The sequence below is a fragment of the Sorangium sp. So ce128 genome (genome assembly GCF_051525245.1).
GTDB lineage: Bacteria > Myxococcota_A > Polyangia > Polyangiales > Polyangiaceae > Sorangium > Sorangium cellulosum_B.
This window is the reverse complement of sequence record NZ_CP150313.1, coordinates 11,221,720-11,237,118: the sequence shown is the minus strand read 5'-3', so window position 1 is coordinate 11,237,118 and position 15,399 is coordinate 11,221,720. Positions and strand designations below refer to the sequence as shown.

Below are 15,399 nucleotides of genomic sequence, written 5' to 3'. Positions count from 1 at the left end.
CACGCCTTGCTGCGCGTCAGGCCTTGCGCTGCGCCGGCTGGGCCGCCGCGGCGAGCTGCTGCTGCTGCTGCTGCAGGTATTGAGCGACCGCGCGCGACCGCTCGATGGCGAACTGCTTGACCTCCTTGTTCGGAGAGCCCGCGAGGGCGTTCAGCAGCTTGGTCACCTTCTCGAGCTGGCGCGACTGGAACAGCGCCTCGAAGTAGTTGTTCGCCAGGCGCACGTCGCGGCTCATCTTCGCCTCGTGCGGCTGGAGCAGGCGGACCACCGCCTCGAGGTCGTTCTTCTGCCCGTAGAGCGCCGACAGGCAGAGCAGCGCCAGCGGGTTGTCCGGGTTCTGCGCGACCGCCTTCTTGGCGTACTCGACCGCCTTGTCCCGCGTCTCCTCGTTGGCCGCGTAGAAGCCCTGGATCGCGATGTACGGCGCGGCCGTCTTCTTGTCGGCCGAGAACTTCTCGATCGCGGCGACCGCGCTCGCCTCGTCGCCGCGCTGCTTCTCGTACTGGAAGAGGTAGGCCCACGCGTCGATACAGTCCACGTCGATCGCGAGCGCCTTCTCGATGAACTCGCGCTCCTTCGCGTCGTCCTTCTTCGCCTGGTAGAGCTTCGCGAGGTGCAGCGAGGGGTAGGGGTTGTCCTTGAGCAGGTTCTGCGCGCCCTTCAGCGTCCCCTCGGCCTTGTCGTGCTTGTCCTGCGAGAGCTGCGCGATGCCGAGCGCGAGCCAGTCGTCGCCCGTGCCGCCCTTCGCGACCACCTTCGAGAGCACCTGCTCGGCGCGCGCCAGCCGGTTGTGCTTGAGGAGCTCCTGCGCGTAGATGCGCCCGCGGTTCAGGTCGTCAGGCTGCTCGGTCCAGTGCTTCTCGAGCCCCGCGAGCAGGTCCTCCAGGCCGATCGCGATCGGGCGCCCCTGATCGTCCTGCACCTGCACCGCCGGCCCGTTGAAGCCGAGGAGCTGCCACATCTGCTCGAGGGTCACCGCCGCGGGACCCTGCTCGAGCAGGCCCTTCAGCTCGTCGGTCGGCTTGTTCATCGGGATGACGATGAGCGCGTTCCCCGGCACGCCGTTCGGAAACGCGCTCACGGGCGCGACGATCGCCGCCCCTCCGGTGATGTTGAGCCCACCCGCCTGCTGCTGTCCGTTGGTCGTCATCGTCGATGCTCCGAGATCTCTCCCCCACGCGCGCCGAGGCGCAGGCATCGCCCAGCCTCGCCCCGGTACCCTGCGCGCCGTAATGATGGGGGCCGTAGTTCGTGTAGAAGGGGCGCGAACGCTAGCAGGGAGGGCCCAGCCGGGCAACGGGGGAGCTCGGAGCGCGCGCGGCCTCATCGCGGCCATCGCGTTCGGGTCAGACGCGCTTCCGCCGCTTCCGCCGCTTCCGCCGCTTCCACCCGTGAGTCCGCGCGTCGTGACCGTGAACCTCGCCGCGGTCCCCGCGCTCGAAGCCGGCTGCGCCGCTGCGGTTCGCGTCGCCGTCGCCGCCTCGCGGTCGCTCGTGTGATCCCTGTCGTGCTCGCTGTCGCTATCGCCGTCTCGGACGCCCATCTCGCTCGCCCTCTCCCTCGCCGCGCGCCGTCCTAGTCGAGTCGTGGGCCGGCGGCGAGGGGTGCCTCGAGCGTGCGCGCCGATCCAGCGCGCGCCGGCGCGCCGCCGCGCAGCCGCTCCGCGAGGTGCGTGCGGCGCTCCTCACGGCGGGTCTCCGCCAGCGCCAGCGACACGGCCCGCGGATCCGCCACGAGCACCACGAGCCGCTTGCCGCGCGTCACCGCCGTGTAGATGAGGTTGCGCGACAGCATCACGAAATGCTGGGTGAGGATCGGCACGATCACCGCCGGATACTCGCTCCCCTGGCTCTTGTGGATGCTCGTCGCGTAGGCGAGCGTCAGCTCGTCGATCTCCGCTTCCTCGTAGCTGACCTCGCGATCGTCGAAGCGCACCTGGAGCTTCCGCTCCTCGGTGTTCACGTCCGTGATGAAGCCGACGTCGCCGTTGTACACCTCACGGTCGTAGTCGTTGCGGAGCTGCATCACCTTGTCGCCGAGCCGTAACGTCCTCGCGCCGCGCGTGACGCTCGGACCCTCGGGGTTCAGCGCCGCCTGCAGCCGCGCGTTCAGCGTGATCGCCCCCGCCTCGCCCTTGTGCATCGGCGTCAGGACCTGGACGTCGCGCCGCGGATCCAGCCCGAACCCCTTGCCGATGCGCTCCGTCACGAGGTGGAGGATCAGATCCGCCGCCGCCTCGGCCTCGATCCGCTCGATCACGTAGAACTCGCCGCCGGGCCCGCGCGCGCCCTCCGGCGGCTCGCCGTCGTGGATCCGGTGCGCGTTCCGGACGATGAGGCTGCCCTCGGCCTGGCGGAAGATCTGCGTGAGCCGCGCCGTGGGCACCTCGCCGGAGGCGATCACGTCCCGCAGCACCGCGCCCGGCCCCACCGACGGGAGCTGATCGACGTCGCCCACCAGCACGAGGCGCGCGGCGTCGGACGTCGCCTGCAGGAGCGCGTCGGCGAGCGCCAGATCGAGCATCGACGCCTCGTCGACCACGATGGCCCCCGCCTCGATCGGCCGGCCCCGCTGGCGGCCGAACTTGCGCTGCTTGGGATCGAACTCCAGCAGGCGGTGGAGCGTGACGGCCTCGCGCCCCGTCGCCTCGCTCATCCGCTTCGCGGCGCGGCCCGTGGGCGCGGCGAGCCGCACCGGGAGCCGGGCGCGGTCGAAGAGCGCCAGGATGGCCCGAACGATGGTCGTCTTGCCCACGCCCGGGCCGCCCGTGATGACCAGCACCTTGTTCCGCGCCGCCTGCGCCACGGCGTCGCGCTGTGCAGGCGCCAGCGAGACCTGCGTCTTCGCCTCGAACGCGGCGATCGCCGCGTCGACGCCCTCCACGAGGCGCGCCTCGGGCGCCGCGTCGTCCTCGTCGTCGCCCAGCAAGGAGCGCATCCGGCGGGCGAGCCGCACCTCGGCCTCGTGGAGGTCCTTCGGATAGACGGCCACCTCGCCGGTCTCTAGCGTCTCGACCCGCACGTGGCCGCTCGCCACGAGCGCGTCGATCGCGCTGTCGACCTCCGCGGCGTCGCGCTCGAGCATCGCCGCGGCGAGCTCCGCGAGCTCCGGCCGCGCCGCCAGCGTGTGGCCGCGCGTCGACAGATCGACCAGCGTCTGCAGCACGCCCGCCTGCGCCCGCTCCGGCGAGTCGGCCCGGACGCCGATCGAGCGCGCGATTCTGTCGGCTGTCTTGAAGCCGATGCCCCACACGTCGAGCGCGAGCCGGTACGGGGAGCGGGAGACGATGTCGATCGCGTGGGGGCCGAACCGCTTGTAGATGCGGCTCGCCAGCGCCGGGGAGGCGCCGTGCGCCTGGAGGAAGATCATGATGGCCCCGATCGCCCGCTGCGCCGCCCACGCCTTCGCGACGGCCTGCGCGCGCCGCTGGCCGAGCCCGGGGACCTCGGCGAGCCGCTCCGGCGACCGGTCGAGGATCTCCAGCGTCTCCGCGCCGAACGCCTCCACGATCCGCTTCGCGTACGCCGGGCCGATGCCCTGCACCATGCCGGACCCGAGGTAGCGCTCGAGCCCATCGAGCGTGGCGGGGGCGATCGGCAGCAGGGTCTCGACCTTGAGCTGCTCGCCGTGCTTGGGATCGCGCTCGTAGCGCCCCGTCGCGCGCACGCGCGTGCCCGGCCCGACCGGCGGGAGCACGCCGACCCAGACCTCCGGCGGGGCGCCGGGGGTGACCTCCACCCGCAGCACCCGGAAGCCGCTCGACTCGCTCTCGTACGTGACGCGGACGACCTCTCCCTCGACCGTCGCCGCCCCGTTGCCCGCCACCTCCCGGGCCGAGAAGAGCTTCTGCTGGCCTCCACCGCCCGGCTGCCGCTCACCGGTCCCGCCCGTCCCGCCCGTGCGCTCGCCGCGGTCGTCGTGGCGCGGCGCGTTGTCCGGCCCCGGCGTCGGCGCCGGCGCGGCTGCCCCCCGGGCCGCCCGATCGGGGCGGCCGCTCCGCTGGGACGGTTGCACGAGGGCAGCATGTAGCCGCCGGCGCGGCGGCGGCAACGTCCTCGTGCGCGGACGCGAGCGCCGCTGCAAAACATCGCGCAACGCCGCATGGCGCCCCGTAACCTGGGCTCACGCTGAACGCGCGTCGCGTGGAGCGCGCCGCACGCGAGCGCAGGGCCGCGGTTGGCGTCGCTCCCTCGCGTCAGTATAGTGGGCCCGCGATGGGGCGCAGCAGCTTGGTTTCCGTCCTCTGCGCCCTCCTCCTCACGGGCTGCGCCGGGAGGGCGCCGGAGGCGGCGCGGTCCAAGGACAGCCTGCTGCGCGTGGCCTCCGGGGTGTCCCCGGAGCAGCGCGGCGCCTCGCCTTCGCCCGCGCCCGGGACGCCGGCGGAGGAGGCCGCGCTCGCGGACGCCCACGATGCCGAGGTCGACGACGACGGCGGTGAGGTCGACGACGGCCTGGAGCTGCCGGCGGATCCGGGCACCGGGGCGCGGGCGCACTCGCCGCTCTCGGCGATGACCGAGGCCCAGATCGAGGAGCTTTTCTCGAAGGACCCCGCGGCGCTCGGGCCGATGTCGCTGGGCGCGACCAACGCGGGCGCGCTGTTCAACGGCGTCCGGATGCCCGAGGGCGATCGGTGGGAGCTCGTCGATCCGGCCCACGCCTGGGGGACGCGCGAGACGATCGACGCGATCGACCGGGCGATCGCCGAGGTGCACCGGCAGTTCCCGGGGAGCCCGAAGCTCTACATCGGGCACATCAGCGCCCGGGAGGGCGGCCGCCTCTCGCCGCACAAGAGCCACCAGGCCGGGCGCGACGTCGACATCAGCTATTTCCTCGACGCCCGGCACCGCTGGTACCAGCGGGCCACGGCGGCGAACCTCGATCGGGAGCGCACCTGGGCCTTCGTCCGGGCGCTCGTCACCGAGACCGACGTGGAGCTCATCCTCATCGACAGCAGCGTGCAGCGGCTGCTCAAGGAGCACGCGCTGAAGATCGGGGAGGACAAGGACTGGCTCGACGAGGTCTTCCAGCTCGGGTCGAGGAAGCTGCGCCCGCTCGTCCGCCACGCCCGCGGGCACGCGAACCACATCCACGTCCGGTTCTACAGCCCGATCGCGCAGGAGTCGGCCGCGCGTGCGTATCCGCTGCTCGTGAAGCGCGGGGCGATCAAGCCCACGTCGCAGTACGTGCGCCACACCGCGAAGAAGGGGCAGACCCTGGGCTCGCTGGCCCGGCAGTACGGCACCACCGTGGAGGCGATCAAGCGGGCCAACGGGCTTCGATCCACGGCGATCCAGGCGAAGCGCGTCTACAACATCCCGCGGCCGTCCAGCGGCCCCGCCGCGCCGCCGAAGCAGGTCGTCGTGCCGCCGCGGAGGCTGCCCCCGCCGAAGGCGGCCGACGCGCCTCCGCCGCCGGCGCGCCACGGCGAGCCCGGGCCCGCGCTGGACGGCTGAGCGGCGGGAGGCGCGCCGCGCCCTGCGGCCCGCCCGCGGCGCGGGGGCCGCAGGGGTGCCGTGGACGCGGCTTCAGTGCTTCACGTCGACGACGAGCCGCGCCGGCTTGGTCAGCTCGAGGACGCGGTACCGGTTCGGCGACGAGACCCCGAGCACCCAGGTCACCTCGGCCTCGAAGTCGCACGTCCGCTCGATCTCGCGCGCCACGCCGAGCGCGAGCTTCCGCTCGCGGAACGGGATCGTGGGAGCCCCCGCGTCGTTGTGCGCCGCCGCCGGGGTCATCCGCACCGCGAGCCATCCGTCGCCCGCGATCTCCGTCACGTCGCCCGAGCCGCACTGGCGGACCGGCTTGTCGATGTAGTCGATGTGGTAGCCCGGCACCGCGTCCCCCTCGAACTCGAACACGACGCGGTCGTAGTGCTCGTGCCGGGCTGCCCGTACGTCGCGCAGGACCGCGACCTTCGCGGCGGCGCGCGGCTTGTCGGTGGCGCCCGCGGTGCCCTCGAACGCGTCGGTGCTCGTGGGATCGGCCTCCTTCGGGGGCCGCGGCGTGGGCGGCTCGTCGTCCGCTGCCGGCTCGGCGGAGGCGCGCGTGTCGATCGGCGTGACGTTCGGCGTGGGCTGGGCAGGCTCGCTGCCGGCGCCGTTGCGGCAGCCCGCGGCGAGCGACACGGCGGCGGCTGCGAGCAGCAGGGCGGTGGTCCTCATGAGGTCCCTTCCATGGTGCCGCGGCCTCCGCGCGTCCACCGAGACGCCGACGCGCACCGCGACGCGGCGGCGCTCGCGCGGGCGGGGCGGCCGGCGCGCCTCGAGGATCACCGCGCCGAGGCCCGCGCTCGGCTCAGGATGGCCGCGAGCCGGGGCACGATCTCGTCCACCGCGCGCTCGCCCTTCACCGAGCCCTCGACGCGGAGGGGCGTTCCCCGGCCGTCCTCGCCGGGCACGACGAAGAGCGGGATCATCTCCGACGCGTAGCCGGCCTCGGCGAGCCGCTCCCGATCGCGGTCGAGGTCGAACTCCAGCAGGCGCAGGGCAGGCAGGACCGCGTCGAGCTGGCCGGCCTTCACCGCGTCGTGAAACCTCGTGCACGGCTCGCACCAGGGCGCGCCCACGTAGACGACGAGCTCGCGGCCCTCCCGCCGCGCGCGCTCCCGCGCCTGCTGCACCAGCGCGGCGAGCTCGCCGCCCTCCGGCGCCGGCTCGAGCTCGGCCCGCAGCGTCGCCGGCCGCGTGGCCCCGCTCCCGGCGGTCGGCTGGGAGGTCTCTTCGCGCGAGCAGCCGAGCAGCGCCGCGAGACAGAGGACCAGCCCAGCGCAAACCGACCCCTTCCTGCCATGAGCGTTCACGTCGTCGTTTGCCTCTCGGCCAGGGTCTTTGCTCAGGGCTGGCCGCGCCGCCAGCGCCTCAGGGCAGCACGAGCTTGAGCGAGAACACGTAGTCGACGTTGACGCCTCGACGGGCATGGGGGCGGCCTGGACGGCGGCAGGGGTGCTCGTGGCGTCCGGCCCGCGCCAGCCGAGCGCCAGCACCAGGCCCCCGCCGACGATCGCCGCCACGAGCGCGACCAGGTAGAGGGACATGGTCGAGTGACGGGGCGGGGCGACGGAGCCGCTGAAGGTCGCGGGGGCCTGCGGCGGAGAGAGCGAGTCGAGCTGCGCAGAGCGAAGCGACACGAGCGGCTCGCTGGGAGAGGGCGAGAAGGCCGAGATGCGGAGCTCCGAGATCGACGACGCGGAGGGCAGCGCGCCCCGGGGCTGCGCCAGGGACAGGCGGTCCGGGACCGAGGCCCGCGAGGCGTCGGTCGGCTCGCCCGCCGCGCTCTTCAGCGCGGTGAGGCACTCCCTCATCGACTGGAAGCGCCTGTCAGGGCTCTTCTCGAGACACCGCATCACGATGGCCGTCATCGCCGGCGACACGAGCGCGCCCTGAGCGCCATCGGCGAGCGGCGGCGGCGGCTCGATGACGTGCGCCATGAGCGTCGCCGAGGCCACCTTCCTGTCGAACGGCGCCCTGCCGCAGAGCATCTCGTAGAGCAGGACGCCGAGCGCATAGACGTCCGCGCGCGGCGAGAGCTCGTGGCCCATCGCCTGCTCCGGAGCGGTGTACTTGGGAGAGCCGATGAACAGGCCCCTCTGCGTCAGCTCGTCGAGCTGCCGCCCCGAGACGTCCTTGACCAGGCCGAAGTCGAGCACCTTGACGAAGTCCTTCTCGTCCTCCTGGTCGACGAGGAGCACATTGCCCGGCTTGAGATCCCGGTGCACGAGGCCGAGGCCGTGCGCCTCGGCGAGCGCGCGGCAGATCTGCCGCGCGATCCGGCCCGCGCGCGCCTCCGGGAGCGCGCCCTCGTCGTGGAGCACGCGGTGGAGCGTGCGCCCGGCGATATACTCCATGGCGATAAAGTAGATCCCGCGCGGATCGTCCCGGCCGTAATCGAAGACCGTGACGGAGTTCGGGTGGGTGAGCCTCGCCGCGGTCGCGGCCTCGCGCGAAAAGCGTCGAAAGAACTCCGGATCTTGCTCGAGGCGCTCATCGGGGAGGAGCAGCTTGAGGGCGCAGACCCGGCCCAGCGCGAACTGCTCCGCCCTGTAGACCCTGCCCATCCCCCCTCGCGCGATGAGCGAGATGATCCGGTATCGATCGGCCATCGTCGCGCCGATGAGGGGGTCTTGACCGCTGCTCCTGGCCGCACCCATGGTCTTTACTATATGCGCGATGACGGGCGCACCGCCACCCCAACTCGTGTGTTCTGGCCGACTGCGCGGCTCTGGATCAACGATGCGGCTTGGACCGTACGGCGGTGGAGCGCGAGCGATGCGGGGAGTTGCCGACACGTTTTCCTGACGGCCTCGTCCCATGGGCCCGCCGCGGTTAACCAGCGAGCGCCGAACCATTGCGATCCGGTTTCATGCGGCCCGCGCCCGCGCGCTGTCCAGCGCGGGGCGCCTCTCCTCCGGCGCGTCCGTCACAGCGCGGCGACATCGATGTCGACCTCGCGCGGCTCCTCGGTGACGCCGCTGGGCGTGGCCCCGGCGCCCAGGATCGCGCCCACGGTCAGGGTCAGGGTCACCTCTCCGCTCGTGAGGGGCGTGGCGACGTACTTCCAGCGCAGCCGCACGCTGCCGCCTCTCTCCCCCTCTGCCGAGAGCGCCTCCACGGCGCGCCGCTCGATCTCCGGCGCCGTGAGCGCGGTGCGGAGCCGGTGGCCCGTCGAGGCGATGGCGGGCCAGCGGATGAGGGCGCGGTTGAAGGTCCCATCGAGCGTGTGGGTCACGACCGCGCGATGCCCCTGGACCCGGACGCCGTTCACGGCCCGGAACACGAATGTCTTGTAACGATGGACCTCCGGGGCGGAAGCCGCCGTTCCGTCCTGATCCTCGCGCAGCGTCCTCCGCTGCACCACGGCCCCGATCTCGTCGTTCGGTATGCCCCAGCTGTTCAGGCGCGCCAGCGCGTTCCGCCGGAGGAGCGCCTCGTCCGGCGAGATCCGCGGCCCGCTCGGCGTCTTTCGCAGGACGAGCACCTGGCCGTTCGACGGGTCCTTCTCGTAGGTCCAGTCTGCCGACTCGTGCTCCGTCCGGCGCCCCAGCTCGCCGAGCGGCGTGAACTGCTGATCGGCCCCGATGAGCGAGCGCTGGATGAGCGCGTCATCGAATGAACGCAGCGTCAGCCGGGCCGCCGGGAGCCTCGCGGCGGGCGCCGTGGCGAGCTCCCGCGCGTCGAACGTGAACCCCTCGATCGCCTGCGCGGCCGCGGCGATCTCGCCGTCGTCGCCGCCCCCTTCGGTCGCTACCTCCGGCGCCCCGCAGGCGATGAGGGTCATCGAGAGCGCGGCCCAGAAACCAATCGTTCGCGTCGTCATCGTCATGTCTCCTGTCGTTCGAATCCCTCGGGCAACACGCAGCGTTCGTCGTTCATCCGCCGGGCAGCACGCGCCCGTTCGAGGGGTCGCAGCCGGCGATGTAGTAGATGGTCGAGCCGGTCTTCAGTCCGGTGTTCTTCCGGTCGCGCCACCCGCCGTACTCGTACATGAGCTCCCGCGACGCGAACGACGCGCCGAACACGATCGAGACGGGGCAGTCGTCGTCGTTGCTGAACTGGCTGTCGTCGTAGGCCTCGTCGATCCAGTTCTCTCCCACCCCGTTGGAGATGGAGCTGATCGAGTAATCACCCACGTAGTCCTTCACGTGATTGCCGCACGACGAGTCGCCGTGGAAGGCGTTCCACATCGTCATGGTGCTGTCCGAGGTCGTGATCTGCTGCCGGTATCCGCCGTTCTTCCACACGTCGTAGTCGCCTGACTGGCACGCTTTGACGACCGCGATCTCCAGATCCCCGCCCGTGCCCGGGTTGCCGAAGAGCATGTTCTCGTTCGTCAGGACGCGGCAGTCGTAGCTGCCATTGCCCATGACCAGGCCGCTGTAGGCGGGCGTCGACGAGCTCCCGGCGTCGTGCCAGCCGTGCGTGTGGATGAAGACGACATCGGCCTCGTCCGCGCCCGAGCCGGACGCCATGTCGTTCGCCGAGCAGGCGCAGGACGCCGCCTGGCTCGAGTCGGTCCAGTAGCTCCCCCGGGCGCTCGTGTTGTTGCGCGTCGAGACCTCGTCCCAGAGGGAGACCATGCTGAGGAGGTTGAACGTGCTCGCGAAGGCGGCGGCGGTGCTCGTGTGCACCGAGTGCGACAGGCTGGTGTCGTCCTCGCACTCCCCCGTGTGTCCGAAGTTTGCGACCCCGTAGACGTGCGTCTCGTGCTGCGCGCGCGCCGACGACGGCATCGCAAGAAGGCACCCGAGCACCGGAACCCCCGCGAGGACATGGAACAATCGCCTGTTGCTCATACGCTCGACTCCTTCGTTGTCTCGATCGGTGGATGTTCGCCGCGGCCCGCGACCCAGCGCGCGCTCCACGGGCGCGCCGACGGTGGACGACGGGCGTGGACCGGCGCCGGGCAGCGTCGACGGGCGCGGGCGTCAGCGCGCCGCGCTCCGTTCAGCGCGGTCGCGCGTCGTTGACGTCAACAACGGCGTCGACCTCGACGACGTCGCCAACGCACCAACGTTATTCGCAGCTTCCGTGCCATCGCCTGGCGTCCGCCAGCGGGGGCGTCGCGTCACCTCAGGCTTCAGCCATCTCCCTGGGATGCGCGGGGATCGTGCCCGCGCGGGCGCCGTCGACTGCCGTCGGCCGCCCTACGGTTCCGCTCGAGGTGGCGGCGCGATCCCGCGGGGTGATGGCGCGGGCCACCACCACCACCTCGAGGCGCCGGGCGGCGGTCCAGAAACTGGAACCCCCGGGCGCGCGGATGCGCCGCTGAAAATCGCGGCGCGGCTCCGGAACCTGGGGCGGGCGGCGCTGTCGATCCCTGGCGTGGACGCGGTGCTCCGCGGCGCACGCAGAGAGCGGTGAAGCTCGCCGCGCGTGCGCCGGGGCGCGCCGAGAGAGGCGGGCCCTCGATGGCTCGCTCCATTCAGACCGCTCGCCGCGCGGACATGCGCGCGAGCGCGAGCAGGGAAAGGGCTGTTCTCCGATGGACACGTTCAAGATGGCTCCGGGCATCGCACCCTCGAATCCGTTCCTCAGCAACCTGCCCTTCAGCCCGTGTCCGGCCACCGAGGCCGGCGTGCCCGCGGACGCGCCGGAGGGCTCCTATACGTACGCGCTCGTCAAGAGCGCGCCGGACGTCCCCGCCGACGAGTGCGAGACCGACGCGCTGTCGCTCGAGGTGATCATCCGGTGGGGGAACACCCCGCTTCACGTGGCGCACCTGACGCCGCCACGCGCCTTTCATGTCGGCGAGGCAGAGGGCCCCGGGGGCGTGTGCGACTTCTTCCTACCTGCGGAGCGGCTCGGCGCGGCGCGGGCGCCGCTCGTTCTCGTCGGCGAGGGCGGGGAGGTGAGCGCCGTCATCCCGCCGGGCGCGTCGGGATCCATCGAGTTCGGCAGCTGCAGGATGACGATCGCGCAGGCGATCGCCACGGGCCGCGCGGCGCCGTGCGCGGAGCTCGACGGGGCGCGGCGGATCGCGCTGCCGCCCGGCGCTCGCGCGAGGCTCGAGCTCGGCGATTTCGGGTTCGAGGTGGCGGTGGGCAGGGCGGGCCGCCGCGTCGCGGGCAAGGCCGGCATGGACCGCCGCAATCTGCCGTTCACCGCGCTCTCGACGCTGCTCCACGTCGGCCTGCTCGGGGCCATGGCCGCGTTCATGCCCCCGCTCGCCATGGCCGACGACGGCGGCGTGAGCGCGGAGCAGGCCTACCTCATGGCGCAGGCGATCGGCGCGATCGCCGAGAAGGAGCTGCCCGAGGTGAAGGACGTCACCGACGCGACCGGCCAGACCGAGCGCGAGGGCGGCTCCGGCGCGGCCGCGATGGGCGAGTCGGGCAAGGCCGGGAGCGAGGCGAGCCGGAAGACGGGCGGGCGCTTCGAGATCCAGGGGCCGAAGGACAACCGCGACGTGCGGATCTCGCGGGCCCAGGCGCTCGACGACGCGGCGCGCTTCGGCATGATCGGCGTGCTCCACGCGGGGTCCGGCGGCGATCCCAACGCGCTCTCGGCGCCCTGGGGCGGCGCCGACACGCTCGGTAACGGCGAAAGGAGCGTGATCGCCAACATGTGGGGTGAGACGATCGACGAGTCGGGCGGCGTGGGCGGGCTCGGGTTGACGGGCGTCGGCGAGGGCGGCGACGGGCGCTTCACGGGCATCGGGATCGGGGCCATCGGCACCATCAACCACGGGAGCGGCGTCGGCGATGGGCAAGGCTTCGGCCCTGGCGGCGGCGCGTCGCGCTTCGCCAACGGCCCTGGCCACAAGGCGAGCGCGCCGCGCATGCGGGTCGGCTCGCCCTCGGTGTCGGGCCGGATCCCGCCGGAGGTCATCCAGCGCATCGTGCGCCAGAACTTCGGCCGCTTCCGGCTCTGCTACGAGAACGGGCTGCGCAACAGCCCGAACCTCACCGGGCGCGTGTCGGTCGGCTTCGTGATCGGCCGCGACGGGGCGGTATCGAGCGTCCACAACGGCGGCTCCGATCTGCCGGACGCCGGCGTGGTCTCTTGCGTGGTGCGCTCGTTCTACGGGCTGTCGTTCCCGCCGCCGGACGCTGGCATCGTGACCGTGACCTATCCCCTCCTCTTCAGCCCCTCTGGCGGCTGATTCCTCGCCTCGACTCTCCAGAGGCCGATTCGCCCTCTCCGCCTCTCTGTGGGCTGCAGCGTCCCTCTCTTCCGCCGGATCCCTACGGCCCGCCGCGCGCGGCGATCTGCCCGACGGCCCGCTCCGCCTCCGCGATCTCCCGCTCTCGCTGCTGGATCATCACCCCCTGGGGCGGGCCCTGGAAGCGGCGGCGCTCCAGCGCGAACCAGACGATGGCCGTCACGGCGAACACGATGAGCATGATGCCCAGGGCCTTGTCGTTCGGCGGCTGGACGCTCACCACGATCAGCATCAGGCACGCGAGGACGCTGATGATCGCGAGCGGCCGGTACAGCGGGCCGAGGTCCCACGGGCCCATCTTCACCCAGGTGCGGCCGTAGGCGCGCACGCCCATCATCGTGGGCATCACGTACGAGATGTAGAGGAAGATCACGCAGACGGCCGTGATCGTCGAGTAGACGGGCGTGTACACGGTGAAGCCGATCGTCAGCGCGCTGACGACCCAGATCGCCGTCGCCGGCGTCCGGAACTTCGGGCTCACCTTGCGCAGCTGCTCCGAGAGCGGCAGCCCCCCGTCGCGGGCGAACGCGAAGGTCATGCGGGAGGCGGACGTCACCGTCGCCAGCCCGCAGAGGTACTGGGCCACCGAGATGCCGGCGTAGAGCGCGATCCGGAGGTTCTCCGGGAGGACGCGCTCCATGACCCAGAAGAAGACGCCGCCGCCCTTCGACGCCGCCTCATCCATGTCCGGGATCGCGAGCACGATCGCGCTCAGCATCAGCGCCCCGAAGACGCCGGAGACGAGCACCGCCCGGACGATGCCCCGCGGGACCGTCTGCGCCGCGCCGATCGTCTCCTCCGACGTGTGCGCCGACGCGTCGTACCCCGTGATCGTGTACGCGGGCAGGAGGAAGCTCAGGAGGAACAGCGTGGTCATGCTGCCCGTCTCCGGCCACACGTCGCCTCCCTTCGGGCCGCTGTAGTTCGTGAACGTGACGAGCCGGCCGACGTCGATCGCGGGCGCGTAGAAGAGCATCGCGGCGGTGAGGATCACCGAGACGACGAGGATGAGGTACCCGCTGAAGTCGGTGAGCAGCGTGGTGACGCGGATGCCGAGGTGATTGAAGAGCGCCTGCGTCCCCGTGATGAGCGTGACCCCGACGGCCTGCGTCACCAGCGCGCGATCCGGGGGCATCGCGGCGAGATCCACGCCGAACAGCGGGCCGAGCGAGCTCATGATGAACAGGTAGGCGCCGACGTTGATGGCCGCGAGGACGGTGATCAGCCCGATCAGGTTGAACCACGCGGTGGCCCAGCCGAAGCCCCGGCCGCCGAGGATCGAGGCCCAGTGGTACAGGCCGCCCGCGGTCGGGAACGCCGACGCGACCTGGCCCATCGTGAGCGCGATACAGAGCGTGAGCGCGCTGCACACCGGCCACCCGATGCCGATGCCGGCGCCGCCGACGCTGCAAAAGCCCATCTGGAACGACGTGATGCCGCCCGCGATGATGCAGATGATCGAGAACGAGATCGCGAAGTTGGAGAAGCCCCCCATCCTGCGCAGCAGCTCCTGCGCATAGCCCATGCTGTGGAGCGTCTTCACGTCGTCCGCGATCACGCCCTCCACGCTGCCCGGCGCACCGCCTGCGCGCGGCCCGACGTCCCCCTTCGTCTCACGGCTCATGAGCGGTCCCCTTTCGTCACGGGTCTCTCGCCCGGGGCCGACAGAGCCCTTCGGGCCTCGTCAGGATCGGCGCGTCGCGCCGATGAGCGCTCCCCCTTCTGAGGGCCCTCGCCCGGACCCATGCAGCCTACATGGGGGCACGTGGGCCTGCCCAGGGCTGCGCCCGCGCCCCGCTGCTACCCTCGCCGCCGATGGCCGCCACGACGATCCCCCCGCTCTCGCGCCGGCGCGCGCTGCTCGGCCTCGCCGCGCTCGCCGCGCCCTCGTGCCGGCGAGGCACCTCACCGCCGGCGCCGGAGGAGGCGGCCCCCTCGGCCTGGAAGGATCTCCGGTTCGAGCCCGCCTCCGAGGGCGAAGGCCCGCAGCGCGCGCTGCTCCTCGCGCCCGAGGCAGCGCCCGCGCCGCCGCTCCTCGTCGCGCTGCACGGGCGCGGCGAGGCGGTGCGAGGCCTCGAGGTCGGCGCGCGCGGGTGGCGCGACGACTACGGCCTCGACGCGGCCCTCCGGCGGCTCCGCTCGCCGCCGCTCACGACGGACGATCTCGGGCAGATGGTGACGCCCGAGCGGCTCGCGCAGCTCAACGCCTCGCTGAAGGAGCACCCTTACCGCGGGCTCTGCATCGCCACGCCGTTCACGCCCGACCTCCGCGACCGCTCCGTCGAGGGGGCCGCGGGCTTCGGCCGTTTCCTCGTCGAGCGGCTCCTGCCGCGGGCGCGCGCCGAGGGCGGCTGCCAGGCGGCGCGCGAGGCCACCGGCATCGACGGCGTGAGCCTCGGCGGCCGCCTCGCGCTGCTCGTCGGCCTGTCGTTCCCCGACGTCTTCGGCGCGGTCGGCGCCCTGCAGCCCGCGGTGCGGGCGGGCGAGGCGGAGATGTTCTCCGCGCTCGCCCGCCGGGCCATGGAGCGCCGCGCGGTCGCGCTCCGGCTCGTGTCGAGCGAGGCCGACCCCTTCTTGCCCGCCATCCAGGCGCTCAGCGATCGGCTGCGGCAGGACGGCGTGACCCACACCCTGCTCGTCGTGCCCGGCCCGCACGACTACGCCTGGAATCGGGGGCCTGGCGGCGTTGAAATGGTGCTCTGGCACGAGCGGATCCAGCGCGGTTTGCCGCCGCCGTGATCG

General features: G+C 72.5%; 10 protein-coding genes. 3 read left to right on the top strand and 7 right to left on the bottom strand.

Annotated elements, in window-relative coordinates; translation table 11 throughout:
* Positions 1-16 precede the first annotated feature (16 nt).
* Together WME82_RS42540 and recD2 are read right to left on the bottom strand one after the other, a co-directional pair.
* Complete coding sequence (locus tag WME82_RS42540) at positions 17-1,150, bottom strand: tetratricopeptide repeat protein (protein WP_437742252.1); 1,134 nt, start codon at positions 1,148-1,150, stop codon at positions 17-19.
* Positions 1,151-1,575: 425 nt separating this feature from the next.
* Positions 1,576-4,014, bottom strand: coding sequence for an SF1B family DNA helicase RecD2 (gene recD2, locus WME82_RS42535; protein ID WP_438039986.1), 2,439 nt, complete (start codon positions 4,012-4,014; stop codon positions 1,576-1,578).
* A 215-nt stretch (positions 4,015-4,229) separates the two neighbouring features.
* On the opposite strand from recD2, the gene WME82_RS42530 reads away from it, so the two are divergent.
* Positions 4,230-5,453 carry a LysM peptidoglycan-binding domain-containing protein gene (locus WME82_RS42530; RefSeq protein ID WP_438039985.1) on the top strand — a complete coding sequence of 408 codons (1,224 nt, stop codon included), beginning with the start codon at positions 4,230-4,232 and terminating at the stop codon, positions 5,451-5,453.
* Positions 5,454-5,525: 72 nt separating this feature from the next.
* Here the strand turns inward: WME82_RS42530 and WME82_RS42525 are convergent, their stop codons facing one another.
* From WME82_RS42525 to WME82_RS42510, 4 genes are all read right to left on the bottom strand, one after another.
* Positions 5,526-6,161, bottom strand: coding sequence for an AMIN-like domain-containing (lipo)protein (locus WME82_RS42525; RefSeq protein ID WP_437742249.1), 636 nt, complete (start codon positions 6,159-6,161; stop codon positions 5,526-5,528).
* A gap of 107 nt (positions 6,162-6,268) precedes the next feature.
* Positions 6,269-8,146, bottom strand: a complete 1,878-nt coding sequence (locus tag WME82_RS42520) for a protein kinase domain-containing protein (protein WP_438039984.1) — start codon at positions 8,144-8,146, stop codon at positions 6,269-6,271.
* Between the two features lie 269 nt (positions 8,147-8,415).
* The gene (locus tag WME82_RS42515) at positions 8,416-9,312 is read right to left on the bottom strand and encodes a hypothetical protein (RefSeq protein WP_437742246.1); all 897 of its coding nucleotides are present in this window, start codon (positions 9,310-9,312) and stop codon (positions 8,416-8,418) included.
* 52 nt (positions 9,313-9,364) lie between these two features.
* Positions 9,365-10,288 carry a hypothetical protein gene (locus WME82_RS42510; protein WP_438039983.1) on the bottom strand — a complete coding sequence of 308 codons (924 nt, stop codon included), beginning with the start codon at positions 10,286-10,288 and terminating at the stop codon, positions 9,365-9,367.
* 689 nt (positions 10,289-10,977) lie between these two features.
* On the opposite strand from WME82_RS42510, the gene WME82_RS42505 reads away from it, so the two are divergent.
* Complete coding sequence (locus WME82_RS42505) at positions 10,978-12,597, top strand: AgmX/PglI C-terminal domain-containing protein (protein WP_438039982.1); 1,620 nt, start codon at positions 10,978-10,980, stop codon at positions 12,595-12,597.
* Between the two features lie 82 nt (positions 12,598-12,679).
* Here the strand turns inward: WME82_RS42505 and WME82_RS42500 are convergent, their stop codons facing one another.
* Positions 12,680-14,182 carry an amino acid permease gene (locus WME82_RS42500; RefSeq protein WP_438044984.1) on the bottom strand — a complete coding sequence of 501 codons (1,503 nt, stop codon included), beginning with the start codon at positions 14,180-14,182 and terminating at the stop codon, positions 12,680-12,682.
* A gap of 230 nt (positions 14,183-14,412) precedes the next feature.
* Here WME82_RS42500 and WME82_RS42495 point away from each other — a divergent pair, with 230 nt between their 5' ends.
* A complete protein-coding gene (locus WME82_RS42495) occupies positions 14,413-15,396 on the top strand; it encodes an alpha/beta hydrolase (protein WP_438039981.1) in 984 nt (327 codons plus the stop codon).
* Positions 15,397-15,399 lie beyond the last annotated feature (3 nt).